Origin of the sequence: Sagittula sp. P11, from assembly GCF_002814095.1 — a bacterium.
Taxonomy (GTDB): Bacteria; Pseudomonadota; Alphaproteobacteria; order Rhodobacterales; family Rhodobacteraceae; genus Sagittula.
The window spans coordinates 3,038,421-3,063,183 of the sequence record NZ_CP021913.1 but is presented as its reverse complement, the minus strand read 5'-3'; the positions used below and the strand labels follow the sequence as shown (position 1 = coordinate 3,063,183).

24 protein-coding genes and 1 pseudogene are annotated in these 24,763 nt (G+C 66.1%); 16 read left to right on the top strand and 9 right to left on the bottom strand.

The genetic code is table 11. The features are described from left to right. Positions 1 to 3: 3 nt before the first annotated feature. The 6 genes from CDO87_RS14835 to CDO87_RS14810 form a co-directional block, all read right to left on the bottom strand. Positions 4 to 525 carry a tripartite tricarboxylate transporter TctB family protein gene (locus CDO87_RS14835; protein ID WP_100929490.1) on the bottom strand — a complete coding sequence of 174 codons (522 nt, stop codon included), beginning with the start codon at positions 523 to 525 and terminating at the stop codon, positions 4 to 6. A 76-nt stretch (positions 526 to 601) separates the two neighbouring features. Then, a complete protein-coding gene (locus CDO87_RS14830) occupies positions 602 to 1,585 on the bottom strand; it encodes a tripartite tricarboxylate transporter substrate binding protein (protein ID WP_100929489.1) in 984 nt (327 codons plus the stop codon). 59 nt (positions 1,586 to 1,644) lie between these two features. Beyond that, complete coding sequence (locus CDO87_RS14825) at positions 1,645 to 2,358, bottom strand: SDR family NAD(P)-dependent oxidoreductase (protein ID WP_100929488.1); 714 nt, start codon at positions 2,356 to 2,358, stop codon at positions 1,645 to 1,647. A gap of 4 nt (positions 2,359 to 2,362) precedes the next feature. Next, positions 2,363 to 3,127, bottom strand: coding sequence for a citryl-CoA lyase (locus CDO87_RS14820; RefSeq protein WP_100929487.1), 765 nt, complete (start codon positions 3,125 to 3,127; stop codon positions 2,363 to 2,365). Positions 3,128 to 3,129: 2 nt separating this feature from the next. After that, on the bottom strand, positions 3,130 to 4,656 hold the full coding sequence (locus CDO87_RS14815) for a class I adenylate-forming enzyme family protein (RefSeq protein WP_100929486.1): 1,527 nt from the start codon (positions 4,654 to 4,656) through the stop codon (positions 3,130 to 3,132). 10 nt (positions 4,657 to 4,666) lie between these two features. Further along, a complete protein-coding gene (locus CDO87_RS14810; protein WP_100929485.1) occupies positions 4,667 to 5,449 on the bottom strand; it encodes an IclR family transcriptional regulator in 783 nt (260 codons plus the stop codon). A gap of 293 nt (positions 5,450 to 5,742) precedes the next feature. Between CDO87_RS14810 and CDO87_RS14805 the strand changes: the two are divergent. The 6 genes and pseudogenes from CDO87_RS14805 to CDO87_RS14780 all read left to right on the top strand — a co-directional run. Next, a pseudogene (locus tag CDO87_RS14805) lies at positions 5,743 to 6,264 on the top strand (integrase core domain-containing protein); the annotation flags it as partial. A 158-nt stretch (positions 6,265 to 6,422) separates the two neighbouring features. Further along, the gene (locus CDO87_RS14800) at positions 6,423 to 8,687 is read left to right on the top strand and encodes an acyl-CoA dehydrogenase (protein WP_100929484.1); all 2,265 of its coding nucleotides are present in this window, start codon (positions 6,423 to 6,425) and stop codon (positions 8,685 to 8,687) included. Continuing rightward, the gene (locus CDO87_RS14795; RefSeq protein ID WP_100929483.1) at positions 8,684 to 9,982 is read left to right on the top strand and encodes an acetyl-CoA C-acetyltransferase; all 1,299 of its coding nucleotides are present in this window, start codon (positions 8,684 to 8,686) and stop codon (positions 9,980 to 9,982) included. Before CDO87_RS14800 ends, CDO87_RS14795 begins: the two co-directional genes overlap by 4 nt. Beyond that, the gene (locus CDO87_RS14790) at positions 9,979 to 12,048 is read left to right on the top strand and encodes a 3-hydroxyacyl-CoA dehydrogenase NAD-binding domain-containing protein (protein WP_100929482.1); all 2,070 of its coding nucleotides are present in this window, start codon (positions 9,979 to 9,981) and stop codon (positions 12,046 to 12,048) included. Before CDO87_RS14795 ends, CDO87_RS14790 begins: the two co-directional genes overlap by 4 nt. Continuing rightward, entirely contained in the window at positions 12,002 to 13,885 is a 1,884-nt protein-coding gene (locus tag CDO87_RS14785) for an acetyl-CoA hydrolase/transferase C-terminal domain-containing protein (protein ID WP_254698147.1), read from the top strand. Before CDO87_RS14790 ends, CDO87_RS14785 begins: the two co-directional genes overlap by 47 nt. A gap of 403 nt (positions 13,886 to 14,288) precedes the next feature. Further along, positions 14,289 to 14,621: a DHCW motif cupin fold protein gene (locus CDO87_RS14780; RefSeq protein WP_100929481.1), complete on the top strand. Its 333-nt coding sequence runs from the start codon at positions 14,289 to 14,291 to the stop codon at positions 14,619 to 14,621. Positions 14,622 to 14,633: 12 nt separating this feature from the next. On the opposite strand, the gene CDO87_RS14775 is transcribed toward CDO87_RS14780, so the two are convergent. After that, the gene (locus tag CDO87_RS14775; RefSeq protein ID WP_100929480.1) at positions 14,634 to 14,984 is read right to left on the bottom strand and encodes a helix-turn-helix domain-containing protein; all 351 of its coding nucleotides are present in this window, start codon (positions 14,982 to 14,984) and stop codon (positions 14,634 to 14,636) included. 109 nt (positions 14,985 to 15,093) lie between these two features. Here CDO87_RS14775 and CDO87_RS14770 point away from each other — a divergent pair, with 109 nt between their 5' ends. Beyond that, positions 15,094 to 16,233 (top strand): NADH:flavin oxidoreductase, encoded by a 1,140-nt coding sequence (locus CDO87_RS14770; protein WP_100929479.1) that lies wholly within the window; start codon positions 15,094 to 15,096, stop codon positions 16,231 to 16,233. A gap of 38 nt (positions 16,234 to 16,271) precedes the next feature. Here the strand turns inward: CDO87_RS14770 and CDO87_RS14765 are convergent, their stop codons facing one another. After that, on the bottom strand, positions 16,272 to 16,865 hold the full coding sequence (locus CDO87_RS14765; RefSeq protein ID WP_100929478.1) for a TetR/AcrR family transcriptional regulator: 594 nt from the start codon (positions 16,863 to 16,865) through the stop codon (positions 16,272 to 16,274). A gap of 87 nt (positions 16,866 to 16,952) precedes the next feature. On the opposite strand from CDO87_RS14765, the gene CDO87_RS14760 reads away from it, so the two are divergent. The 9 genes from CDO87_RS14760 (at position 16,953) to CDO87_RS14720 (ending at position 24,338) form a co-directional block, all read left to right on the top strand. Further along, entirely contained in the window at positions 16,953 to 17,297 is a 345-nt protein-coding gene (locus CDO87_RS14760; protein ID WP_157815006.1) for a darcynin family protein, read from the top strand. Then, complete coding sequence (locus CDO87_RS26795; protein ID WP_157815005.1) at positions 17,290 to 17,511, top strand: hypothetical protein; 222 nt, start codon at positions 17,290 to 17,292, stop codon at positions 17,509 to 17,511. The genes CDO87_RS14760 and CDO87_RS26795 overlap by 8 nt, the downstream gene beginning before the upstream one ends. Before the next feature lie 399 nt (positions 17,512 to 17,910). Next, positions 17,911 to 18,627, top strand: a complete 717-nt coding sequence (locus CDO87_RS14750) for a GntR family transcriptional regulator (RefSeq protein ID WP_100929476.1) — start codon at positions 17,911 to 17,913, stop codon at positions 18,625 to 18,627. A gap of 12 nt (positions 18,628 to 18,639) precedes the next feature. After that, a complete protein-coding gene (locus CDO87_RS14745) occupies positions 18,640 to 19,620 on the top strand; it encodes an ADP-ribosylglycohydrolase family protein (protein WP_100929475.1) in 981 nt (326 codons plus the stop codon). A gap of 11 nt (positions 19,621 to 19,631) precedes the next feature. Continuing rightward, positions 19,632 to 20,564, top strand: coding sequence for a PfkB family carbohydrate kinase (locus CDO87_RS14740; RefSeq protein WP_254698146.1), 933 nt, complete (start codon positions 19,632 to 19,634; stop codon positions 20,562 to 20,564). Positions 20,565 to 20,566: 2 nt separating this feature from the next. Further along, on the top strand, positions 20,567 to 21,598 hold the full coding sequence (locus CDO87_RS14735; protein WP_100929473.1) for a PotD/PotF family extracellular solute-binding protein: 1,032 nt from the start codon (positions 20,567 to 20,569) through the stop codon (positions 21,596 to 21,598). Positions 21,599 to 21,673: 75 nt separating this feature from the next. Then, the gene (locus CDO87_RS14730; RefSeq protein ID WP_100929472.1) at positions 21,674 to 22,537 is read left to right on the top strand and encodes an ABC transporter permease; all 864 of its coding nucleotides are present in this window, start codon (positions 21,674 to 21,676) and stop codon (positions 22,535 to 22,537) included. After that, entirely contained in the window at positions 22,534 to 23,319 is a 786-nt protein-coding gene (locus CDO87_RS14725) for an ABC transporter permease (RefSeq protein WP_100929471.1), read from the top strand. Before CDO87_RS14730 ends, CDO87_RS14725 begins: the two co-directional genes overlap by 4 nt. Further along, positions 23,319 to 24,338, top strand: coding sequence for an ABC transporter ATP-binding protein (locus tag CDO87_RS14720; protein WP_100929470.1), 1,020 nt, complete (start codon positions 23,319 to 23,321; stop codon positions 24,336 to 24,338). Before CDO87_RS14725 ends, CDO87_RS14720 begins: the two co-directional genes overlap by 1 nt. A gap of 192 nt (positions 24,339 to 24,530) precedes the next feature. Here the strand turns inward: CDO87_RS14720 and CDO87_RS27035 are convergent, their stop codons facing one another. Continuing rightward, positions 24,531 to 24,734: a hypothetical protein gene (locus CDO87_RS27035; protein WP_198521730.1), complete on the bottom strand. Its 204-nt coding sequence runs from the start codon at positions 24,732 to 24,734 to the stop codon at positions 24,531 to 24,533. Positions 24,735 to 24,763 lie beyond the last annotated feature (29 nt).

Genomic DNA, 24,763 nt, shown 5'->3' with positions numbered 1-24,763 from the left:
GGGTCACATCCAGTCTTCGAAGATGCCGGCGGGCATGGGCACCTGCGCCACATGCACGAAGAAAAGGTAGATCAGCAGGGGCACGGTTATGCCCACACCCAGCAGGATCAGGGGCCTGCGCTCCCCGCCCATCGCGATCAGCACGATGGTCACGACGATGGAGGTCAGCAGCATCCCCAGCGTCTCCGGCACAAGCAGGTAGATCAGCAGCAGCACACACAGGGCCAGCAGGCGCGGCTTCCACTGCGCGTGCACGTTCGGGGCGGCCGCGTCCTCGTCGGGAATATGCGCGGCGAACACCGCCTCGAGCAGGTGGACCAGCGCGAACAGCGCGACCCCCGCGGTCAGCACATACGGCAGGAATGCCGGTGACAGCGGCAGATGCTTGACCGACGCGGGCGTCGTCACACCTGCCGGTATGACGATCGCCGCGAACAGGATGGCCGCGATCAGTGTCAGCGATGCAAAGATGATCTCCCGGCGGCGCCCTTTCCGGGCGTCCGGTCCCTGCGACGTGTCGCTCATTGTCCGCCCCTCCCTATGGCCGACGTATCAGGTCCGCAAAGGCGACCCGACCGGGCCGCCTTTGCAGCATGGCATGTCACTCGACGGTCACGCCCGCCTCATCGACGACCGTCTTCCAGCTCGACAGCTCGTCCTCGATGAACTTGGCGAACTCCTCCGGGCTTCCGCCTTCGATCTGCGCGCCGCGCGTGTCGGCGAATGTGACGAAGGACTCGCTGGCAATGACCTCGTCCAGCGCCGTGGACAGCGTTGCCACGATCTCCGGGTCGGTGCCGGCAGGCGCCAGCAGACCGAACCACGAGCGCGCCGCGAAACCGTCCAGTTCCGGGATGTCGAGTTCGTCCAGCGTCGGCACGTCCTGCAGCTTGTCGGACCGCGAGGGCGTCGTCACCGCCAGCGCGCGCAGGGCGCCGGACTGGATCTGCGGCATGGCCGACGGCAGGTTGTCGAACATCACGTCGACGTCGCCCGCCAGAAGCGCGGGCACCGCCTCGCCGCTGCCGCGGAACGGCACGTGCGTCATGTTCGCCCCGGTGCGCGACTTGAACATCTCGCCCGACAGGTGGATCGAGCTGCCGACGCCCGAAGACCCGAAGGTCTTGCCTTCGGCCTTGGCCGCGTCGAGGAACTCTGCCGCTGTCTGGTAGGGGCTTTCCTTGTTCACCACCATGACGTTCGGGATGGTGATGAGCAGCTTGATCGGCGCGAAGTCCGCGACCGCATCGTACTGCAGGTTCTTGTAGACCGCCGGAGCGATGCCGTGCGACGACACCTGCCCCATGAACAGCGTGTAGCCGTCGGCTCGCGCCTTGGCCGCCATGGTCGTGCCCAGCGTCGCGCCGGCACCGGGACGGTTTTCGACCGTCACGGTCTCGTCCAGCACCTTGGTCAGACCGTCCGCCACCTGGCGCGCCAGAATGTCGGTGGACCCGCCCGCGCTGTAGGGCACGATGATCGTGATGCGCTTGGTCGGATATTCCTGCGCCTGGGCAACCGTGCCCAGGGCCAGCATCGAAACCGCGCCGAGCGCGGCAAGCGTGTGCCTTCTGTTGATGTTCATTTTCATTCTCCTCCTCCAGATTGAATCAGTCTTGTCTTCCGGCCTGCTGCCGATGGCAGTCATGCCGAACCGATGGTCATGCCGCCGCAGACGTACAGGACCTGCCCCGTCACGAAGCCCGCCCCCTCCGAGCAGAAGAAGCCGACGGCCTCTGCCACGTCCTCCGGGGTGCCGGTGCGCTTGACGGGTACGGTTTCGATGATCTTCTCGGTGCGCGGATCGCCCGGCGGGTTGACCTTGTTGAACAGCTCGGTGGCGATGGGACCCGGCCCGACCGCGTTCACGGTGATGCCGTGGCGGCCCAGTTCCAGCGCCCATGTCTTCGTCATGCCGTGCAGCCCGGCCTTGGTCGCCGCATAGGCGGTGCGCAATTCCTTGCCCAAGGCCACCCGGCTCGAGATGTTGACCACGCGGCCCAGCCCCGCCGCCTTCATCGACGGCAGGACCGCCTGCAGGCAGACCAGCGGCGCGCGCAGGTTGACGGCGGACACCTGGTCGATGGAGGCCGGATCGGTCTCCTCGACAGTGGCCGGCATCACGATGCCCGCGTTGTTCACCAGCCGGGTCACGCGCCGCCCTTCGCAGAAACGGGTCAGCGCGTCGAGCGTCGCCTCCACGTCCGAAAGGTCCAGCTCGATGAACGCGTCGGCGTGGCCATGCTGCGGCGCGATCCGGTCGACCACCGCGACCGACAGGCCGTCCGCCTTGAGCCTTTCGGCAATCGCCGCGCCGATACCGCGCGCCCCGCCTGTCACGATAGCATGATCCGTCATGGTGTCAGTCTCCGAACGGCATTGCCTTGTCGACCGTCTCCCAGATGAAGCGGCCGGACGGTTTCTGTTGTTCTTCGGCGATATGCGCCACCAGACCCGCCGCGCGGGAGATGACGGCAAAGCCGCGCATCAGCTCCACGGGGATGTCCATGTCGCCCAGCAGGGCCGCCGTGGCGCCCGTCGCGTTGATCGTGATATGCCGCCCGAACTCCGCATCGACGGCCGCCGACAGGGCCAGCAGCGCGTCGATGTACCGGGTCGAGGCACTCTCGGCCTTGCCGATCTCGATCAGCTTCAGCGCGCGCGGATCGTCGGGCCGGTGCAGGTGGTGGCCGAAGCCCGGCAGATGCGCCTTGCGGGTACGATGCTCGCGCACGATCTCTGCCGCGCGGGCCGCCTGCGCCTCGGTGTCGAGGTCCACGAGCTCTGCCAGAAGGCGGGCATTGTTCTCGATCGTGCCGACGAACTGGCTGCCCACGGCCAGAAGACCCGCGGCCACAGCCCCCTGCAGGTTCTCCGGCGCCGACATGTAGATCGACCGCGTGGCGATGGCGCTCGGCGTCAGGCCATGCTCCATCATCACGATCAGGATGGCGTGCATCACCCGCTGCTGCGCGGGCGTCACCTCGCGCCCGAGGATGTGGCTCATCATCACCGAGACGAAGTCCGCCTGACCCGACAACAGGTCGTCGACGAGATTGCGGTCGCGGTAGAAGATCTCTGTGTCCGTGTAACGGCACAAGGACGTGGTCGGCGCCTGCGTGGGCATGGTCATCCCTCCTTCACTGCAACCGCCATCTCGGCGAGATGTTGTTCGGCGAGTTGCGATTTCTGTAGTTTTCCGATGGCGTTGCGCGGCAGATCCGTCATGAAGCGTACCGACTTCGGCGTCTTCACCGGCCCCAGCCGCTCCCGGACGAAGGCGATGATCTCCTTCCCGGACACCCGTGCCCCGTCGCGCACCTGAACCGCGGCATGCACGGCCTCGCCCCACTTGTCGTCGGGCACGCCGAAGACGGCGCAATCGACGATGTCGGGGTGTTCGCCCATCACCGTCTCGACGTCGGCGGGATAGACGTTGAACCCGCCGGTGATGATCATCTCCTTGGCGCGGCCGCGGATGTAGACGTAGCCGTCCGCGTCCTTCATCCCGAGGTCGCCGGTGTGCAGCCAGCCGTCCTTCAGCGCCTTCTCGGTCGCCTCGGGCTGGTCCCAGTAGCCGGTCATCAGAAGGTCGCCGCGAATGACGATCTCCCCGGTCTCGCCGGTGGGCAGGATCTGCCCGTCAGGGCCCATCATCTCGACCCGCGACAGCAGCGTCTCGCGCCCGACGGATGTGCGTTTCTCCGGATCGGCCAGTTCCCGGGCCGAGATCATCGTGGCGATCTGCGGCGCTTCGGTCTGGCCGTAGGTCGACGCGAGGCACGGGCCAAAGATCTCCTGCGCACGGCCGATGGCCTCGGGCCGCATCGGACCCGCGCCATAGATCAGGTTCTTCAGATGCGAATAGTCAGCATCGCGCACGTTCGGCTGCTCCATCAGCATGTAGAGCACGGTAGGCGGCACGAAGGTCGTGGTGATCCGTTCTGCCTGCAGGAAATGCAGTGTCTGTTCCGGGCGCGGGCGGTCCAGCAGCACCAGTGTGCCGCCGGTCGCCAGCGTCGGCAGGATGTAGGTCGAGGTGCCATGCGTGATCGGCGCCGCGGCAAGGTAGCGCTGCCCCTCGCCCAGCGACCATGCGGCGATCTGGATGGCGATGTTGGTGTTCCAAGCCCGGTAGGGCTGCATGACGCCCTTGGGGCGCCCGGTGGTCCCGCCGGTGAACTTGATGGCCTGCGTCGCCGACAGCGGCAGGTTGCCCGCCTTCGGCGCCTGCCCGGCATGGGTCCGGCACAGCGCCGCCGTCGTGTCGGTCTTGTCCGAACGGGCGTCGGCCATCACGAACCGCGCCTGCGCGCCGGACAGCTTCTGCGCCGTCTCCGGCTGCACGATGACGATGCTTGCCCGGGTGAACTCCACCGACCTCAGCAATTCCTCCTGCGCGTTCATCGGCTGGAGCGGAACCCAGACCTTGCCCGCCGCCAGAACCGCAAGCCACGCCACGAGGTGTTCGACCGTGTTGTAGCAGCAGATGCCGACCCGCGAGCCGAACTCCGGATCGATGGCCTGCAACCCCGCCGCCAGGGCCTGCACCCGGCCGTGCAGGTCGCTGTAGGTGACGACCTCACCGCCGCATTCGACTGCGACATGATCCGGCCAGAGGCGCGCCGCGCGGTCGAAGAAATGGATGGGATACATGGATCTTCCCTCAGGTCTTGAAGCCGGCGCGCTCCAGCGCGTCCGTCATTATGGAAACGACGTCCTTGCGCCGTTGTCCGCCCAGCCGCGTCTTCAGCGCAGAGACGGACACCCCGGCCAGCAAGGTGTCGGACGCGTCGAAGACCGCGACGGCAATCGCGCTGACGCCCGCAATGATCATCGAGTTGTTCACGAGGTACCGGTGGCTCTGCCAGTGGGCGACCATGCGGCGCACCTCTGCCGTGGTCAGCTCGCCGTAGCGGCCATAGACCTCCCGGTGCGACGCGATCAGCCTGTCCCGCCGGTCCTGCGGCATGGCGGCCAGGATCGCCGCGCTGCCCGCCCCCACGCCCAAGGGACGCCGTGACCCAACATGCAAAGTGTTGGCCGAGATCGGGTAGGAGCCGGTCGCGGTGTCGATGCAGATCGCCTCGTCCCCGAAGGGCACGGTCAGATAGACCGTGTCGCCGGACACCGCCGCGACTTCCTCCACCACGGGGCGCAGGTTCATCCGCAGGCTGTCGAACTGGCGCGGCGAACCGGGCGCCCCGGCCAGATCGAACAGCCCGATGCCCAGTGTGTAGATCTTCGAATACGGGTCGAAACTCAGGAGCCCGCCATCCACCAGCCCCTGAAGCAGCCGCCGCGCGGTGGCCGTCGTCAGGTCGGCCTTGCGCGCGATCGTCGACAGGTTGACCCCGGTCGCATTGCGCTCCGCGACGATCGGCAAAAGCCGGATGGCCTTCGCAAGCGACGTCTCGGATCCCCGACTGGTTTCGTTCTCGTCCTGCACGTTTCCTCCCCTGCGTGCCCGGTGGCTTTGGGCACGTGTCACGGGGAGTCATGCTTGCCGGCATGTCGCGATGCAAACTTTTTATGTCGAAATGCAATCTTTTCTTGTCGATATACGATAATCTTTTCACTTACATACTGTTATAAATATACTTTTTATGAGGAAATTTTCGGCCCAGATTATCGCAGCTTCCCAAGGATTGCGCGGGACCGTTGGCTTGCAGCAAGGCATAGCGCGGACCAGTCGCAGCCTCGTATCCCACCGAAATCGAAACAGGCCTGCGCCCCAGCCACGACCGGACCAGCAAGTTCGCGATTGCCCAGCTGGTCGAGAAGGCCGACAGGCGGACCGCATGGGAGTTCCCGGAGCACCTTCTGGAAGCCGTTCCTTGCCGCATCCACACGATCCCGACCGAGCGAGCCATCGATCCGAGCCCGATGGTGAGCGGCATCCAGTTCGCCGATCAGCCGCGCAACCGGAACACCGCCTTTTCTCGGCAAATGCGCTTCGACATGATCTGCGAAGCCAATGGGATCGAACACCGGCTGACAAAAGCCAATCGTCCAAGGACCAACGGCCAGGTCGAGCGGATGAACCAGACGATCAAAGACGCCACCGTCAAACGCTTCCACTACGGCACCCACGATCAGCTTCGCAGCCACCTCGCCGACTTCTTGAATGCGTACAACTTCGCTCATCGGCTCAAGACACTCAGCGGGCTCACGCCCTACGAATACATCTGCAAAATCTGGACTTCAGAACCGAACAGATCCATCGTCGATCCGATCTACCAGACGCCGGGACGGAACGACTAGGCCGGTCGGCGCGTGGTACTTTGGCAGCGGGAGCGGCTGAGGGGCCGTCTGTGCGACCCCCTCGCGTTTGCCTGATTGGGCCTGACCGCTCCGACTGCCGCCCCCTCGGTTCGGAACCCCATCCGCACGGCTGACGTTTTGTTGGAGGAGGTGGCTACATGACAGGATTGCGTTCGAGGTTTCTGACCAAGCCCATTCACGCTTGGGCGAAGGGGGTTCTGCCGGCCTTGTCCCAGACCGAAAGCGAGGCGCTCAACGCCGGGGAAGTCTGGTGGGAGGCCGAACTCTTCTCGGGCAATCCGGACTGGTCGAAGCTCCTCGCCGTCAAGGCGCCGACGCTCAGCGCAGAGGAACAAGCCTTCCTCGACGGACCCTGCCGCGACCTCTGCCGCATGATCAGCGACTGGAAAATCAACCACGCCGACGCCGACCTTCCGGAAGAGGTCTGGACCTTCCTGCGACAGCAGGGCTTCTTCGGCATGATCATCCCCAAGGCCCACGGCGGGCTCGGGTTCTCGGCCTTCGCCCATTCCGAGATCATCCGCTTCATCTCCACCCGCTCGGTCGCCACGGCGGTCACGGTCATGGTGCCCAATTCGCTCGGGCCCGGCGAATTGATCCACCAGTTCGGCACCGACGCGCAAAAGGAGCACTGGCTGCCGCGCCTCGCCGACGGGCGCGAACTTCCGGCCTTCGGACTGACCAGTGCCGAAGCGGGCTCCGACGCCTCGGCGATGGTGGACGAAGGGGTCATCTGCAAGGGTGAGTGGCACGGCGAAGAGGTGCTCGGCATCCGGCTCAACTGGGCCAAGCGCTACATCACGCTGGCGCCGGTCTGCACCGTGCTGGGCCTTGCCTTCAAGCTGCGCGACCCGGACGGGCTGCTGGGAGAGACCAAGGACATCGGCATCACCTGCGCCCTCGTCCCCACCGATCTGGAGGGGGTGGAGACCGGACGGCGGCACCTGCCCTCCTCCACCATGTTCATGAACGGGCCGACCACCGGCAAGGACGTGTTCATCCCGCTGGAAAACATCATCGGCGGGCCAGACTATGCCGGGCGCGGCTGGATGATGCTGATGTCCGCGCTCGCCGCCGGGCGTGGCATCTCGCTGCCCTCGATGGGCTGTGCAGCCATCGCGCTTTCGGCGCATACGACCGGCGCCTATGCCCGCATCCGTCAGCAGTTCAACCTGCCGATCGGCAAGTTCGGCGGCATCCAGAAGCCGATGGCAGAGCTTGCCGCGGGTTGCTACGCCATGGACGGGGCCCGCCGCCTCACCTGCGCCGGGCTCGACGAGGGCCGCGCGCTCTCTGTGATCTCGGCGATCATGAAAGCCCATGCCACCTACCGGATGCGGGACGCGCTGAACCACGCGATGGACGTGCATTCCGGGAAGGCGGTAATCGACGGGCCGTCGAACTACCTGCTGCCGCTTTACCGTGCCGTCCCCATCGGCATCACCGTAGAGGGGGCGAACATCGTCACCCGCTCTCTGATAATCTTCGGGCAGGGCTCGATCCGGGCGCATCCGCATATGCTCGACAACATGATGGCATTGCAGCAGCCCGACCCCGAGAAATCGCTTGAGGCCTTCGACAAGAGCTTCTGGGCCCATGTGGGCCACACCACCCGGACGCTGTTCCGGGCGTGGGGCCGGGCGCTGACCGGCGGACGCTTTGCCCCCGCCCCCGACGCGGGCGCCGCCGCCCCGATCTATCGCGAACTGTCGCGCTGGTCGGCGGCCTATGCGCTGACGGCGGATTTCGCCTTCCTGACCTTGGGCGGTGCGCTCAAGCGCAAGGAGATGATCTCGGGTCGCATGGGCGACATCCTGTCGGAGATGTACATCCTCTCCGCCGCGCTGAAACGCTGGGAGGACGAAGGCCGTCAGGAGGCAGACCTGCCCGCGCTGCGCTATGCCGCCGCCGAAGGCTTCAAGCGCATCCAGATCGCGCTGGACGAGGTGATCGCCAACCTGCCCGCCCGCTGGGCGGCCTGGGTGCTGCGGGTCATTACTCGGCCGGGATCGCCGCGCCGGGGGGCCGACGACCAACTGACCGAAGCGGTGAGCGCGCTGATCTACGAACCCTCAGAGGCGCGCGACCGGATCACCGGCCGCGTCTTCGAAGGCTGCGACCGTGACGGCGTGCAGGTGCTGAACCAGTGCTACGCCAAGGTGGTCGAGATGGCCCCGGTGATGAAGCGGTTGCGCGATGCACGCAAGACGCCGCAGGAAGCGCTCGAGGCGGGCATCCTCAGCGAGGCCGAACTGGCCGAGATCGCCGCCATGCAGGCGCTGGTGGACGAGGTGGTGGCCGTCGACGACTTCACCCCCGAGGCACTGACCGACCTCTTCCCGAACCGCACCACAAACCGCGACACCAACCGGGGCGACACCCCGCGCGAGGCCGCGGAATGAGCCCCCATGCCAGCCAACGCGTGTTTCTCGTCGACGGCGCACGCACGCCCTTCCTCAAGGCCCGCGGCGGCCCCGGCCCCTTCACGCCCGTCGATCTGGCGGTGCAATGTGGCCGCCCGCTGCTGGCGCGTCAGCCCTTCGACCGCACCGCCTTCGATCTGGTGATCCTCGGCTGCGTGAACGTCATCGCCGACGAGATGAACCCCTCGCGCGTCGCCGCCCTGCGGCTGGGTCTGGGCGAGCAAACTGTGGCCTTCAGCGTGCAGATCAACTGCGGCTCGGGGATGCAGAGCATCGACACCGCCTACCGCTACATCCGCGACGGCTCTCACCAGATGATCCTCGCGGGCGGGGCCGAGGCCCTCAGCCATTCGCCGCTGGTGCTGCGCCAGTCCGCCGTCGAGTGGTTCGGCAGAATGAGCACCGCCAAGGGTCCGCTCGATCAGGCCAAGGCGATGGCGGGCATCCGGCCCGAGTTCTTCAAGCCCGTCATCGGGCTGGAACGCGGCCTGACCGACCCGATCACCGAACTGAACATGGGGCAGACCGCCGAGGTGCTGGCGCACCGCTTCGGCATCACCCGCGAAACCGCCGATACCTACGCCATGCAAAGCCACCATCGACTGGCCGCCGCCCAGACCGAAGGGCGGCTCGCAGACGAGGTGATGCCCGCCATCGACCGCGACGGTACCGTCTACGACCACGATGACGGCGTGCGGCCCGACAGCGACATGGCGGGGCTGGCCAAGCTGAACCCGGTCTTTGAGAAGCCCTACGGCAAGGTGACGGCGGGCAATTCGAGCCAGATCACCGATGGCGCGAGCTGGTGTATCCTCGCCTCCGAGCGGGCGGTGGAGGCCCACGGCCTGACCCCGCTGGCCGAGATCAAGGACAGCGAATGGGCCGGGCTCGACCCTTCGATCATGGGTCTTGGTCCGGTGCTGTCCACCGCCCCCATCGCGCAACGCCACGGGCTGGGGGCCGAGGATATCGACCTTTGGGAATTGAACGAGGCCTTTGCCGCGCAGGTGCTGTCCTGCCTTGCCGCTTGGGCGGACGACGACTTTTGCCGCGAGGTGCTGGGCTACGACGCCGCCTTCGGACGGATCGACCGCGACAGCCTGAACGTCGACGGCGGGGCGATCTCGCTTGGCCACCCGGTGGGCACCAGCGGCAACCGCATCGTGCTGCATCTGGCCAACGCCATGAAGGCGCGCGGCGCCCGGCGCGGCATCGCCACCGAATGCATCGGCGGCGGGCTGGGCGGCGCCATGCTGCTGGAGGCCGTGCAATGACCGGACATGTGCTTGAATTCCTGGGCGAAACGAAGCTGGAGCTTGGCGGCGCCACGTGCCGCGAGGGCAACTGGCGCGCGGGTCGCGACGGCGACGGCATCCTCTGGCTGGCGCTCGACAAGGCCGACAGCGGCACGAACACCATCTCCGAGGATGTTATCCGCGAGTTGGAGGGCCATGTCGCCGCCGCCGAGGCGGACCTGCCCAAGGCACTGGTGATCCGTTCGGCGAAACCCGGGGGCTTTGCCGCCGGGGCCGATATCGCCAGCTTCGACGCCCTGTCCGACGGCGGCGCGGAGGAGTTGCTGAAGCAGGGCCACGCCGTGCTCGACCGGATCGAGGCGCTGAATTGTCCGACGATCTGCGTCGTCCACGGCGCGGCCCTGGGCGCGGGCTTCGAACTGGCGCTGGCCTGCGACACCCGCATCGCTACGCCGGGCGCCTCCTTCGGCTTTCCCGAGGTGCTGCTTGGCCTGCATCCGGGTCTCGGGGGCACCGTCCGCCTGCCCGCCCTGATCGACCCGACCGAGGCGATGACGCTGATGCTGACCGGCAAGACGGCGTATACGAAGAAGGCGAAGTCGCTCGGCATCGCCGACGCGGTGGTGGAGGAACGCCATGTCGCCGCCGCTGTGCTGGCCGCCGCGCAGGGTGAGATCACCCCGCCCGCGCCGGGGCTGAAGGCGCGCGCCTTCGGCTTCGATCAGGCGCGCAGCCTCGCCGCGCGGCAGATGCGCAGCCAGACCGAGAAGAAAGCGCCCAAGGCGCATTACCCCGCCCCGCACGCGCTCATCGACCTGTGGGAAGAGCATGGCGACGACCCGGTCGAGATGCAGAAGGCCGAGATCGCCTCCTTCGCGCGGCTTCTCGACAACGAGACCTCGAAGAACCTGCGCCGCGTGTTCTTCTTGCGCCAGGGCTTGAAGGACGCGGGCCGCGGCGACGATGGCATCGCGCATGTCCATGTGATCGGGGCCGGTGCCATGGGCGCCGAGATCGCCGCGATGGCAGCAATCAAGGGCAAGCGGGTGACGCTGGGCGATGTCGAGACCGCGCCGTTGGGCAAGGCCCTGAAGCTGGCAGCCAAGATCTGCGACGACAAGCATCTGAGCCGCATCGAGACCCGCGACGCGCTCGACCGGCTGATGCCCGACCCGAAGGGCTACGGCCTCGCCAGCGCCGACCTCGTGATCGAAGCCGCGCCGGAAGACCTCGACGTGAAAAAGAAGGTCTACGACAGCCTGACGCTCAAACCCGGCGCGATCCTCGCCAGCAACACCTCAAGCCTGTCGGTCGATACGCTTGCGGCGCAGGTGGCCGACAAGGCGCGCTTTGCCGGGCTGCATTTCTTCAACCCGGTCTCGAAGGTCGATCTGGTCGAAGTGGTCCGCAGCAGCGCCACCGAGGACGACACGGCCCGCCGCCTTGCGGCCTTCTGCGTGTCCATCGGCAAGCTGCCCGCCCGCGTGGCCGACTATCCCGGCTTCGTCGTCAACCGCGCGCTCACGCCCTACCTGATGGAGGCGATGGTGCTGATGGACGAGGGCGTTCCGAAAGAGGTGATCGACAGTGCCGCGCTGCGCTTCGGCATGCCGATGGGGCCGGTGACGCTGGCCGATCAGGTCGGCCTCGACATCGGATTGCACGTGGCCGAGTCGCTGCGCGACAGCCTCGACAAGCCGATAGCCGAGATCTCCGACAGCCTGCGCGCCAAGGTGGCGGCCGGGGAGTTGGGCAAGAAGACCGGTCAGGGCTTCTACGACTGGTCAGAGGGCACGCCCCACCCCGATGCCAGCCTCGACGACGCCCCCGACGACCTGACCGACCGCCTGATCCTGCCCATGCTCGACGCCTGCGTCGAGGTTCTGCGCAAGGGCGTGGCCGAAAGTGCCGACCAAGTGGACGGCGCCATGATCTTCGCCACCGGTTTCGCGCCCTTCCGCGGCGGGCCGATGCACTATGCGAAAACCCGGGGGCGCGACGAGATCGCAGCCCGGCTGAAAGAGCTGGAAGAGGCGCATGGCCCGCGCTTCGCCCCGGATGAAGGCTGGTCCACCCTTGACTGAGGGCGGGCCGCGCTTCACCGACGCCGATGCGATGGCCCGCGCCATCTTCGACAGGGTCGGCGGTGAAGTGCGGCTGGCCCTGCCGCTTGGCCTCGGCAAGCCGGTCACGCTGGTCAACGCCCTGACCCGCGCCGCCGTGGACGATCCGGGGCTGAAACTGTCGATCTTCACCGCGCTCACCCTGCGCCGCCCAAACCCCGGCTCGGAGATGGAGCGCCGCTTTCTCGAGCCGGCGATGGACAGGCTCTTCGGGCGCTACCCCGCGCTGCTCTATGCCGAGCTGATCGGGGGGGACGGCTTGCCGGACAACATCGAGGTCTCGGAGTTCTTCTTTCAGGCCGGCACATGGCTTGGAAACGACTACGCACAGCGCCACTACATCTCGGCCAATTACACCCACGCCCGCGACGTGCTGATCGCGCAGCGGCCCAACGTGCTGGCGCAACTGCTCGCACGGGAGGGCGACCGCTTCAGCCTGTCGTGCAACACCGACATCTCCGCCGATCTCTTCGAATTGCGCCGCAAGGGCGAGATGGACTTCATCGCCGTGGGCGAGGTGAACGAGGCGCTGCCCTTCATGCAAGGGCCCGCCGAGCTGACGCCGGAGGCGGTACAGATGCTGCTCGAACCCACCGAACCCTTCGAGCTCTTCTCGGTGCCGCGCCGCCCGGTCTCCGACAGCCAGCACGCCATCGGCCTGCATGTCTCGCGGCTGGTGCCCGACGGCGGCACCCTTCAGATCGGGATCGGCGCCATCGGCGATGCGGTCGCCAACGCGCTGCTCGCCCGGGATCGCGGCGCGCTTGGCCCGCTGTGGGACGCGGCCCCGATGCCGCTGACCGGCTCGGAAACCAAGCCCTTCGACACCGGGCTTTACGGCGTCACCGAGATGCTGGTCGGAGGGATGCTGGCCCTTTTCGAGCAGGGCGTCATCCGCCGCGAGGTGGACGGCGCCACCATCCACGCCGGGTTCTTCGTCGATGCGCGCGACATGTACGAGCGCCTGCGCGCGATGCCGACCGGGCAGCGTGCGAAGATCGCGATGATGCCGGTCAGCTTCACCAATGCGCTCTACGGCGACGAGGCGGCCAAGCGCGCCGCGCGGTGCCATGCGCGCTTTGTCAACGGTTGCATGCAGGTCAGCCTGCTGGGGGACGCGATGTCCGACGCGGCAAAGCCCGGGGAGGTGGTCAGCGGCGTGGGCGGGCAGTTCAACTTCTTCGAGCAGGCCTTTGCGCTTGAGGACGGCCACGCCATCCTGACCCTGCCCGCCACCCGTCACAGCAAGGGCAAGGTCACCTCCAACCTCGTCTGGCAGCTTGCCGTGACCACCGTGCCCCGCCACATGCGCGACATCGTGGTGACGGAATACGGCGCGGCGCACCTGCGCGGCCAGACCGATGAAGAGGTGATCAAGCGTCTGCTCGCCATCGCCGACAGCCGGTTTCAGGACGGCCTGCTGGAAGAGGCCAAGACCGCAGGCAAGATCGACGCGGACTACGAGATCCCGGCAGCGCAGCGACACAACACCCCCGAGGCGATTGCCCGCTGGCTCGGCGCCTTTCGCGAGACGGTTCTACCCGACTTCCCGCTCGGCACAGATTTCGACGCGGTCGAGAAGCAGCTTCTTCCGGCGCTATCGGCGCTCGGCAATGCTGCAGGAAACGCCCGCGCGCTCCTCGCGCTTGTCGGCGCCTCGGTGACGCAGCCCCCGCATCCTGCCGAAGGCGAGGCGATGGAGCGAATGGGCTTCGAACCCGCGCCCCGCCTCACCGAACCGCTTCAGGCGCGGGCCTTGCGCGGTGCGTTGCGGATTAGCCGTCGGCATTCGGGATGACCGGGCTTCATCGGCATGGAGTTCCGCGGCGTAGGGCGGTCCCGAGCGCTGGACTGGAGGGGGAGGTTCATGGTCCAGACCAACCCTGCATGGGGCCGCTCGTGATCGTCACAGAACTGCGCCACACATGGACGAGGGACCCATTAAGTATGCAATTGACACCATCGCCTAACAACAGATCCAACCCGCGCTAAACGCGCATCTCGGCAAGTCGCATGATCAGCCCGAAGAGAATGCCGGCGGGCCAGCCAGATTTCATGCGCGTCGGCACAGTATCTGCAAGTTCGGGATGGCCAGGCGGGCGCGAAAACGCCTTTGTTCGCAACGCCTTCAATCTTGTGACCCGGAAGTTCTGACGATACCGTCCGGCTATCTGGTCAAGCAATTGCCTGGGGAGTTCCCGATGAAGTTGCCTGAAATGCCCTTCTCCGTGACGGACTGGTCAAAAGTGGATCCTGTCGACTATCCGGGCGAAACCGGCATCGCGACCTGGCGGACGTTTGAAGCAGGCGACCTGCGGGTCCGCATGGTCGAATACTCGCCCGGATACCTGGCTGACCACTGGTGTGATCGCGGCCACGTTTTTCTGGTTCTGGAGGGCTCCCTCGTCTCAGAACTGAAGGACGGCCGCCGCACCACCATGACCGCCGGGATGAGCTATCAGGTTTCCGATTTCGGAGACTCCCCGCACCGATCATCATCGGAAACAGGCGCGAAGCTTTTCATCGTCGACTGAGGGCCGAGACCTCTACCGCCCGGCCTCGGGCTTGATATTCGTTTCCAGATAGTCCCTCGACCAGAGTTCGAGATCATCAAGGATCGGCTTGAGCGCCAGGCCGTGCGCACTCAGCGAGTATTCGACCTTGGGCGGCACCTCGGGATAGACCTTGCGGTCGATGATCCTGAAGGCCTCAAGGTCACGCAACTGCTTGGTCAGCATGCGCTGCGTGATGTCGGGCATGGCACGATGCAGTTCTCCGAACCGCATGGTGCGTCGGGACAGGCACCAAAGGATCATCCCCTTCCACTTTCCGCCGATGATGCCCAAGGCGGTTTCCGTCGGGCAGAACAACTGTTCCTTGTTGAAGGGGGCCGGCATCGCATGTTCCTTACTTACATTTTAGATAGTATAGGCCAAAATTGTGCATTCTTGCGGCTTTTGCATGTGCCCGCCAGTTTGTCGAGGTCTGCAACAGAAGGCCACGCACATGACAACCCACCCACCCCTTCATCCGGCGCTTCGCCCCGGCGCGCTCCAGCATCTGCAACTCGCGAACCGCTATGTCGTCGCGCCCATGTCCCGCGCCAGCGCCACCGATGATGGCATCCCGACCGAAGCGATGGCGCGCTACTACGCCGGCTTCGCGACGGGCGGCTTCGGTCTCATCATCGCCGAGGGTGCCTATACCGACCTTTGCCATGCGCAGGCCTACGGCAATCAACCCGGTCTCTGCACCGATGCGCAGGAAGCGGGCTGGCAGGGGGTCACCGACGCCGTACATCGCGCCGGGGGCCGGATCATACTCCAGCTGATCCATGCCGGTGCCGTGTCCCAGGCGGTCGACGTGCCGCATGCACCTTCGGCCGTGCGCCCCACGGGCAAGATGCTCGACGGCTACGGACCGAACCGCGGCCCTTACGGCACGCCCAGAGAGCTGAGTGGACAGGACATCCACGACATCAAGGCCGGATTTGTACAGGCGGCCGTGCGCGCGCAGTCGGCCGGGTTCGACGGGGTCGAGGTGCATTGCGCGAACGGCTACCTGCTCGACCAGTTCCTGACGCCAGAGACCAACCTGCGGGACGCGCCGTATGGCGGCTCGGTCGAGAACCGGATCCGCCTGACAGCCGAGATCATCACCGATATTCGCGCGGCGACTGGCGGGCATTTCCTGACCGGGGTCCGCGTGTCGCAGGCCAAGGCGACCCAGCCGGACTATTTCTGGCATGGCGGTCTGGAGGATGCGGAGCGGATTTTCACGGCGGTCGCAGAGGCCGGCGCGGGGTTCATTCATCTCGCCAGTGAGACCAAGGGCTATGCCTACCACAGCAGCACGCCCGGTGGAGAAAACCTTTGCCACTTTGCCCGCGTGACCACCGGATTGCCGGTCATCGCCAATGGCGGGTTGCAAGACCCGGATCTGGCCCGAGATGTGCTGAACAGGGGTGAGGCGGATTTCCTGGCGATCGGCAAGGCGGCGATGAACAATCCCGACCTTCCCGACAGGATTGCTAGGGGCCGTCCGGTGGAGACTTTTACCTACGACCTGTTCTCCCACGGGGTATCCATCGAAGGTCAGGCAAAATGGCAGGCCGTACGCAGCCGCATCACGGCTGTCGGGGCTTGAGTTCATGCGGGGGCGCAGACGTTGTTTCTGCGCCCGCGTCAGCCGCCACCAGAAACGGCGTACAGGTACGCCTCCAAGGCCATCGTGACGCGCTCCGGCAGTCCCTCTTCCGGCAGGACACCTTCGCCGGCAGCGTTCACCAGCGACCGGCCAATGATAACGGCGGTCAGAAGATCGGTCGAGTTGAGTTGACCGAAGCGCCGGGACAACAACCCCGAAGAGATCGAAGCGATTTCTCTTGCCATGTCGTTGGCTTCTTCCCCCAGAGGGAAGGAGACCTCGATATGTTCCAGCGCGGAGGCCAGTTTCGGCCGCGCGAACTGGTGACGGACAGAGGCGGCCACCATCTGCCTCAAGGCCTCTTCTCCGTTGTCCTGGATCGCACGCAGCTCAGCCAGGAGGGCCTGCCGTTCACGGCGGATGAGCGCGACGAGGATCGCCTGTTTGTCGGGAAAGTACTGATACAGCGTCCCGATGCTGACGCCGGCGCGTTCGGCGATCCGGTTGGTGTTCAGCGCGTCAGGATCCTGCGTTTCCAGAATGCGAGCCGCAGCTTCGACAATCGCGGCGCAGGTTTCGACCGCGCGGCGTTGCTTCGGTAATTTTCTGGGCTGTGGCGCGACGGCAGACATGCGGTTCCGATGCGAGTAGAGAAACTGAGCAATTGCTTGGATACTGCCGGTGCTTGCCTATTTTTTGCAACCCGAAAGGCCGGATCAATGACCGAAACCAAGTCCTGCTACAAACCCCTGACCCTTTTCCTGCTGGTGCGCGCGCTGCCTTCCTGGCTGGCGCTGCCCAGACCGCGACGCCGGGAGATTGCCATCGGTGCCGTCCCGGGCGGGGACATAAAGTTTCGCCAGTTCGACTGCGAAGCCTTCTCCGCCATGTGTTCCGATATCTGGATGCTGACCGCGGACTCCGCTGGCGCAATGAACACGGCGATGGAACGGCTGCGCGACACGCCGCTGTTCGCTCAGCCCTATTTCGAGTTCGTCGCGATCCTTCCCGCCATCGAAGACGGATGGAAGGCGTTTGAAGCCGCGGAGGTTGACCATGCCTGACCTACGTCCCGTCGTCGTGACCGGAGCCAGCCGGCGAAACGGACTGGAACCGGTGCGTCTTCTGACTGCGCGGGGACAGCCGGTCATCGGCATCGCCCGCGCGGAGCCCGGTCTTTGGGAACTCCTGGCCCGTTTCATCCGCCGCGACCTGTCGGGCCGGGCCGCTGTCACAACGCTCGCGCAGGATCTGGCGCAACTGCGCCCTAAGGGCTGATCATGGAGAAGAAGGCCGCCCCGTCCCTCTTCGGCTCCACCCTTGGGTCGCTGCTGGCCGGGGTCAACACCGACATGCTGATCGACTGGGGCGCGCCACCTCGGGCCGCGTGAAGGCGGGCTTCAACGTGCTGGTCCCGGCGGACTGCTGTGCCGACCGGGCGCAGGCACCCCATGACGCCCACCTCTACGAGAAGTACGCCGACGTCACCGATGCCGACGATGTCGCCAGCTGTTTGGAGACGCTCTGACCTGTTGCAACCTGTATACTGAACGCTCTCCAGATCAGCGCCCGTTTCTCGGGCGTTTTTCTTTTCCAGAAGAAATATCAGTTTCACACCAATAAAAGACTCGCCACACCTGTATCTACCTGTCTACACTTTGAGTAACAGGAGGGAACATGTCCCAGCCAGACTACAAGACACCCGAGTCGAAATCCGAACGCATCGCCCGCCTCATCGAGGCGGAGATCCGGTCCGGTCAGCTTCAGGACGGGTCGGCCCTCTCGAGCGAGAGCAGCCTCGTCAACCGCTTCGCTGTCTCGCGGACAACGGTGCGCAAGAGCCTCGGCATCCTCGCGGACAAGGGCCTGATCCAGACCAAGGTCGGCATCGGATCCTTTGTCACCTATGCGGGAAACGTGATCGACAGCGGTCCGGGCTGGTCGCTGGCTCTCTCTTCCGTCGGATTGCGGATGGGAACCCGCATCCTCAAGATCGCCCGGGTCGAGATGGACCTCGACTGCCCCATCCGCCTCGAAGGTCCGATGCTGGCCGTCGATCGGCTGCGGTTCCGCGAAGAGACGGGTCGTGGCCTGTCGCTGGAACGGGCGCGGGTGCCGTGGCGAGATGACTTCGCGGCCTTGATCGAATGCGGACTGGATGGCGGCTCGCTGAGCCAGACCCTCGCCGCGCGCGGGCTCTTCCCGGCTTCGGGGGAGGAATGGGCCAATGTCCTGCCGCTGCTCGGAGCCGAGGATGCCGCTCTCATGGGGCGCGACCCCGGCACCGCGATGCTGCGCCTGCGCCGTCTCACGCGGGATGCGACCGATCATCCCGTCGAATTCGTCGAAAGCTTCCTCGACCCGGAGCTTTTCGGCCTCCACATGACTTTTTGAACAGGACTTCAGATGTCGGACACCGCATTGACCCGGGCTCAGGGCTGCCTGCTGGGACTGGCCGCAGGCGACGCGCTGGGAATGCCCGCGCAAACCCTGCCGCGCGAGACCATCGTGCAGCACTACGGGCGTATCACCGGATTCGTGCCGCCTTTCGAAGGGCACCCCGTCTCGCATGGGCTGGCTGCCGGACAGATCACCGACGACACGGAGCAGACCCTGCTCCTGGCGCAGCGACTGTTGCGCGATCCCGATGGATTCGATGCGGCAGGATGGGCGCAGGACCTGCTGGACTGGGAGGCGGACGTCCGCGCCAAGGGGCTGGCGGACCTGCTCGGCCCTTCTTCGAAGGCCGCGATTGCCGCGCTGCTAAACGGCACGCATCCGGATGAGACCGGCCTCAACGGAACCACCAACGGCGCGGCAATGCGGATTGCCCCCGTGGGCCTGTCCACGCCACCCGAGGTCCCGCCTCTGGTCGCCCGCGTCGTGCAGACCTGCCGCGTGACGCACAACACCGGAGAGGCCATCGCGGCCGCCTCCGCCGTGGCCATGATGATCAGCTGCGGCATCGCGGGCATGACCTTTGCGGACGCCCTGCCGCGTGCGGTCGACGCCGCGCGCGCCGGGCAACAGGCGGGTCACCCCAAGGGTGAACCGGACATGGCAGGGCGCATCCTGCGGGCTGTCGAGCTTGCACGGACCGGCGAGGATGCACTGGTTGCGGGGATCGGCACCTCGGTTGCCAGCCGGGAAAGCGTGGCCTGCGCCTTCGGCTTGCTGAGCATGGGCCTGCCCCTGCACGAAACGCTCTGTATGGCGGCCAATATCGGCGACGACACCGACACCATCGGTGCGATCACCGGGGCCATGGGGGGCGCGCTCGGGCTGACCCTGCCCGCGGACGTCATCGCGCAACTGCGCGCCGCCAATGCAGCGGATCTCGACGGGCTGGCCGAGCCGCTGCTGGCCCTGCGCAGGGTCGCCGCCTGATGGGGACGCTGATGCAGATGACTGGGCCGGTGGTCGACCTGGTGTATGCGGTCTCTGCCCTGCCGCAGCGTGGGCAGGAGGCGCATTGCACCGGCTTTGCCATGCTGCCCGGCGGCGGGTTCAACGCCATGGCGGCGGCACGGGCGGCGGGTCAGCGCGTCGTTCTCGCGGGATCGCTCGGGACCGGGCCGATGGCCGACCGCGTGGCAGCGGAACTGGCGCGCCTCGAGATCGGAACGGCCCGCGCGCGCGTCGCGCAGGACCAGGGCTGCTGCACCGTGCTGCTGGAGCCGGACGGCGAGCGGACCTTCATTAGCTTTCCCGGAGCGGAAGGCACGATCCGCGCCGATGACCTCGGCGCAATCGACCTCGACGGCGTCTCGCACGTGCTGATGTCGGGCTATTCCCTGCATTACCCGCAGGCGGCGGAGGCACTGGTCGACTGGATTGCCGCCCTGCCCGCGGCGGTCACGCTGGCCTTCGATCCCTCTCCCGTGGTGCACCTTCTCGACACGTCGCTGCTAAGCCGTGCCATGGCCCGTGCCGACTGGATCAGTGCCAATGCCTCCGAGGCGACCGTGCTGACCGGGCGCGGCGATGCGCAGCAGGCAGCCCGCGATCTTGCGCAGGGGCGGCAGGGCGCGCTGGTGCGCATGGGCTCCGAAGGGTGCCTGCTGGCAACCGGCGACACGGTTAAGGCCATCCCTCCGCATCGCGTCACGACAGTCGATACCAACGGCGCGGGGGACACCCATATCGGCAGCTTTCTCGCGGAACTGAGCCATCACGGCGATCCGCTGCGCGCCGCCCGCTACGCCAATGTCGCCGCCGCCCTGTCGACACTCGAACGCGGCCCCGCAACACCCCCCGACCGCAGCGCGGTCGAGGCCATCCTCAACGACGAAAAGGCCGATCAACGGCCGACCCTCAACCTGGAGACCTGAAAATGAAGACCCTCTTTCTGACCACAGCCCTGGCGATGACCGCTTCGGCCGCGCTTGCCGACGAGATCCGCGTCCTGAATTGGCAGGGCTACGGCACCGACCTGAAATGGGCGGTGGACGCCTTCGCCGAGGCCACCGGCCACACCGTCGTGCACGAGTACTTCAACTCCGAGCAGGAGATGCTGACCAAGCTGCGCACCAATCCCGGCGCCTATGACGTGGTGATGATCAACGCGGCCTTCACGCCGCAGGCGATCTCCGAAGGGCTGATCGCGCCCATCGACACCACGGCCATCGAGAATTTCTCCGACATCCCCGAAGCTTTCGCCGCCGACCCCAAGCTGAACGCCGACGGTCAGACCTACGGCGTGCCGTGGACCTGGGGCCTGACCTCCTTCGCGATCAACACGCAAGCCTGGGACGAGACCCCGACCTCGATCCTCGCGCTCTGGGACGAGGCCCATGCCGGCCGCGTCTCGATCCGCGACGATGCCGTCGAGGCGCTGCAACTGGGGGCGCTCGCCACCGGGCAGGATATCAACGACATCAAGGACATCGACGCGGCCGCCGCCAAGGTCGCGGAACTGCTGCCCAACCTGCGCACCTTCTGGAGCAGCGAGAATGACTGGAACCAGTTCATGGCCGCGGGCGAACTGGATGCCGCGACCTACTGGTCCGGCTCGGCCAGCCGTTCGGCCTCGCTGGGGCTGCCGGTGCAGTTCGTGATCCCGCAGGAAGGGGCGGTGGGCTGGCTCGATGGCCTGTCGATCCCGGAAACCTCCACCCATAAGGACGCCGCGCTGCAGTTCATCGACTACATGATCGACCCGGAATTCTACGTGAAGTGGGATGCCGAGGGGGCTCCGGCGTCGGCCAATGCCGCGGCCGCCGAAGCGCTGCCCGACGACGCCTTCAACAAGGCGGTCCTGGGCGATCCGGAGGTTGCCGCCCGTGTCCACTTCCAGGCGCCGATCGACGATGCCACCCGCGAGAAATACCTCGAGGTATGGCAGGGTCTGAAGGCCGCCCAGTAAGCCTGTCGGCAGACATATCTGTTCCATTCACTGTCCGGGGGCCGCGTCCGTGCGGCCCCTTCCAAGGAGCTCCCCATGGCCGACACCCTCGCGCCGGAGGACCGGCGGCGACTGTTCACGCTGCTCACGCCTGCCTATCTCTGGCTGACCCTTGCCGTCTTCCTGCCGCTCTCGGCCATGCTGTTCTTCAGCTTTCTCACCGACCTGCCGCAGGACGCCCCGGACTGGGGTTTCACCCTCGGGAACTACCTGAAGTTCGGTGAGAGCGGCGTCTATGCCTCCCTGTTGTGGAAGTCCCTGAAGCTCGGGTTCACCGTCACCTTCTTCTGCATCCTCATCGGCTATCCCTGTGCGCTGGTGCTGGCCCGCACGATCAAGGGCCGCGCCCGCGAAACGCTGTTCCTGCTGGTGATCCTCCCCTTCTGGTCGAACTCGCTGGTGCGGATCTTCTCCTGGGCCATCGTGCTGCGCGGCAATGGCGTGCTGGAGCGCGCCATCGAAGCCATCCTGCCTTGGGACATCCGGCTCGACCTGATGTTCACCCCGAGCGCGGTGGTGATCGGGCTCGTCCACAGCTACCTGCCCTACGTGATCCTGACGTCCTACCTGGCGCTGCAGGCGATTGACGACGACATCGTCGATGCCGCGCGGTCCATGGGGGCCAGTTCGCTGACCATCCTGCGCCGCCTGCTGCTGCCGCTGTCGCTTCCGGGCCTGCTGGCCGGTGCGGTTCTGGTCTTTGTCCCGGTCGTCGGGTCCTTCATGGAGCCGCGCATCCTGGGCGGTCGCTACGGAACCTACTACGGCACCGTCATCGAGGACCAGTTCGTCGCCGTCTACAACTGGCCTCTCGGCGCCGCGCTCAGCTTCGTGCTTCTGGCCGTGGTGCTGGTGATCCTCGGTCTGGCCAGCCCGATCCTGAGAAAGGCAAAGACATGAGACGTCCGATCCTTCCGCTTCTGGGCCGCGTCTGGCTCGTCCTGATCCTCGTCTTCCTCTACGCGCCGATCCTGGTGATGGCGGCCATGAGCTTCAACGCCTCGCCCTTCTACCAGCTGCCGTTCGAGTTCTCGACCCGCTGGTACACGGACATGGCCAACAACCCGCAGATCATCGCGGCCAGCCTGCGCTCCGTCGCCATCGCCTTTGCCACCATGGCAATCGCCACGGCACTGGGCACCGCGGCCTCCGTTGCGCTGTTCCGCTACGACTTCCCCGGCAAGCGCATCCTGCAACTCCTGCTTTTCCCGCCGATCGCCATTCCGTGGCTGATCACGGGCACCGCCATGCTGGTGTTCTTCTTCGCGGTGGGCATCGGGCGCGGCACGCCCGCCGTGCTGATCGGGCATGTCGCCCTGGCGCTGCCCTACGTCATCGTCACCGTCACCGCGCGGCTGGCCTCCTTCGACGTCACGCTGGAAGAAGCGGCGCGCTCCATGGGGGCCGACGCCTGGACCGTGCTGCGCCGCGTTACACTGCCATGGATCGCGCCGGGCATCGTGGCGGGGGCGCTCTTTGCCTTCGCCGTCAGCTTCGACCAGTTCGTGGTCAGCTACTTCCTTGCCGAACCCGGCGACAGCACCCTGCCCGTGCTGATCTACACCGCGATCCGCAAGGGGTTCACCCCGGAAATCAACGCCATCTCGACGATCATCATCACCGTGTCGATGGGGATCATGTTCCTGGCCACCCGCAAATCCAGCTTCGGAGGAAACAGCTGATGTCATCCGTCGAAATCCGCAATGTCACCAAGACCTTCGGCAAGGCCCGTGCGCTGGACGACGTGTCGATCACCTTCGAAAACGGCGGGTTCTTCGCCCTGCTGGGCCCCAGCGGTTCGGGCAAGACGACGCTGCTGCGCACCATCGCCGGGTTCTCCTTCCCCGACAGCGGCAGCATCCGCATCGGTGAGCGCAACGTCGAGCGTGTCCCGGTCGAGAAACGCGACATCGGCATGATGTTCCAGAGCTATGCGCTGTTTCCGAACATGACGGTGGCGGACAACGTGGGCTTTGGCCTGCGGGTGCGCCAGGTCGAGGCGTCCGAAGAAAAGCGCCGCATTGCCGAGGTGCTGGACCTCGTTCAGCTTGGCGACAAGAGCGGGCGCATGCCGCACCAGCTCTCGGGGGGCCAACGCCAGCGCGTGGCCCTCGCCCGTGCAATCGTCACCAATCCCAAGGTCCTGCTGCTCGACGAACCGCTGTCGGCGCTGGACAAGACGCTGCGCGTCGACATGCAGATCGAATTGAAGCGCATCCAGCGGGAGATCGGCATCACCACGATCTTCGTCACACACGACCAGGAAGAGGCGCTCACCCTGTCGGACCGTATCGGCATCCTGCGCGACGGGCAGATCGTGCAGGCCGGTGCCCCGCGCGAGGTCTACGATCGCCCCAACAGCGCCTTCGCCGCCAACTTCCTCGGCGAGGCAAACTGGCTGCCGGAGGCCGTCTTCGACCGGGTGACGCTGCCGGGGCCGACGCCGGGTCACCATTTCGCGGTGCGTCCCGAGGCGTTGCGCCTGAGCGTTGAACGCCCCGCGACCGGCAATGCCCTGCCGGCAAGGCTTGACCAGCGCGTCTTTGCCGGGGCCATGGCGACCTGTCTCGTCACCGTCGAAGGCCAGTCGTGGAAGCTGATTGCCCGGGATCGCGACCTGCCCGACCTTCCGGGCGATGCGCAGGTCTGGGTTTCCTGGGACATCGCGGATACCATGGCAGTCCCGCAGGAGGCCGCATAGCTCACCCCAAATCACAGGCCCGCGCTTTGCCAAGTGGATCGAGGCGCGTCCCCTCATGCCAACAGAAGCGCCGCTGTTTGATGATTTCCACCCGGAAATGACCCGGGTTTGGAGTGAACCCCTCGGCCTGGACTATGAGAGCATAAGAATCTGATGCGCTGAAAGGTCCTTTTCTGGAGAAGGCTCATGACATCACGAAGTCTCTATCGCCGGCATTCGACGCCTTTCAAACTTCAGCTTTGCCAAGACATCCGCGCCGGCGGAATTGGTCGGCGGGATGCACAGCGCACGCACCAAATACCCGCAAACCTTATCCACCTTCGGCTGACGCAGTTCGATCGGGGCGAACGGACCAACGAGGAAGCGGAGGCTAGCGTCATCGCCGATGTCGTCCAACCATTTCCGATCTTCACCGAGCAGGTCCA

Excerpts from the sequence above, each read along its gene's own strand:
- CDO87_RS14820 (WP_100929487.1), bottom strand. The coding sequence starts at position 3,127 with ATGCCCACGCAGGCGCCGACCACGTCCTTGTGCCGTTACACGGACACA.
- CDO87_RS14735 (WP_100929473.1), top strand. The coding sequence starts at position 20,567 with ATGAAGACCCTCTTTCTGACCACAGCCCTGGCGATGACCGCTTCGGCC.
- CDO87_RS14815 (WP_100929486.1), bottom strand. The coding sequence starts at position 4,656 with ATGTATCCCATCCATTTCTTCGACCGCGCGGCGCGCCTCTGGCCGGAT.
- CDO87_RS14790 (WP_100929482.1), top strand. The coding sequence starts at position 9,979 with ATGACCGGACATGTGCTTGAATTCCTGGGCGAAACGAAGCTGGAGCTT.
- CDO87_RS14730 (WP_100929472.1), top strand. The coding sequence starts at position 21,674 with ATGGCCGACACCCTCGCGCCGGAGGACCGGCGGCGACTGTTCACGCTG.
- CDO87_RS14740 (WP_254698146.1), top strand. The coding sequence starts at position 19,632 with ATGCAGATGACTGGGCCGGTGGTCGACCTGGTGTATGCGGTCTCTGCC.
- CDO87_RS14765 (WP_100929478.1), bottom strand. The coding sequence starts at position 16,865 with ATGTCTGCCGTCGCGCCACAGCCCAGAAAATTACCGAAGCAACGCCGC.
- CDO87_RS14775 (WP_100929480.1), bottom strand. The coding sequence starts at position 14,984 with ATGCCGGCCCCCTTCAACAAGGAACAGTTGTTCTGCCCGACGGAAACC.
- CDO87_RS14825 (WP_100929488.1), bottom strand. The coding sequence starts at position 2,358 with ATGACGGATCATGCTATCGTGACAGGCGGGGCGCGCGGTATCGGCGCG.
- CDO87_RS14830 (WP_100929489.1), bottom strand. The coding sequence starts at position 1,585 with ATGAACATCAACAGAAGGCACACGCTTGCCGCGCTCGGCGCGGTTTCG.
- CDO87_RS14720 (WP_100929470.1), top strand. The coding sequence starts at position 23,319 with ATGTCATCCGTCGAAATCCGCAATGTCACCAAGACCTTCGGCAAGGCC.
- CDO87_RS26795 (WP_157815005.1), top strand. The coding sequence starts at position 17,290 with ATGCCTGACCTACGTCCCGTCGTCGTGACCGGAGCCAGCCGGCGAAAC.
- CDO87_RS14785 (WP_254698147.1), top strand. The coding sequence starts at position 12,002 with ATGGCCCGCGCTTCGCCCCGGATGAAGGCTGGTCCACCCTTGACTGAG.
- CDO87_RS14795 (WP_100929483.1), top strand. The coding sequence starts at position 8,684 with ATGAGCCCCCATGCCAGCCAACGCGTGTTTCTCGTCGACGGCGCACGC.
- CDO87_RS14800 (WP_100929484.1), top strand. The coding sequence starts at position 6,423 with ATGACAGGATTGCGTTCGAGGTTTCTGACCAAGCCCATTCACGCTTGG.
- CDO87_RS14770 (WP_100929479.1), top strand. The coding sequence starts at position 15,094 with ATGACAACCCACCCACCCCTTCATCCGGCGCTTCGCCCCGGCGCGCTC.
- CDO87_RS14745 (WP_100929475.1), top strand. The coding sequence starts at position 18,640 with ATGTCGGACACCGCATTGACCCGGGCTCAGGGCTGCCTGCTGGGACTG.
- CDO87_RS14760 (WP_157815006.1), top strand. The coding sequence starts at position 16,953 with ATGACCGAAACCAAGTCCTGCTACAAACCCCTGACCCTTTTCCTGCTG.
- CDO87_RS14780 (WP_100929481.1), top strand. The coding sequence starts at position 14,289 with ATGAAGTTGCCTGAAATGCCCTTCTCCGTGACGGACTGGTCAAAAGTG.
- CDO87_RS14750 (WP_100929476.1), top strand. The coding sequence starts at position 17,911 with ATGTCCCAGCCAGACTACAAGACACCCGAGTCGAAATCCGAACGCATC.
- CDO87_RS14835 (WP_100929490.1), bottom strand. The coding sequence starts at position 525 with ATGAGCGACACGTCGCAGGGACCGGACGCCCGGAAAGGGCGCCGCCGG.
- CDO87_RS14725 (WP_100929471.1), top strand. The coding sequence starts at position 22,534 with ATGAGACGTCCGATCCTTCCGCTTCTGGGCCGCGTCTGGCTCGTCCTG.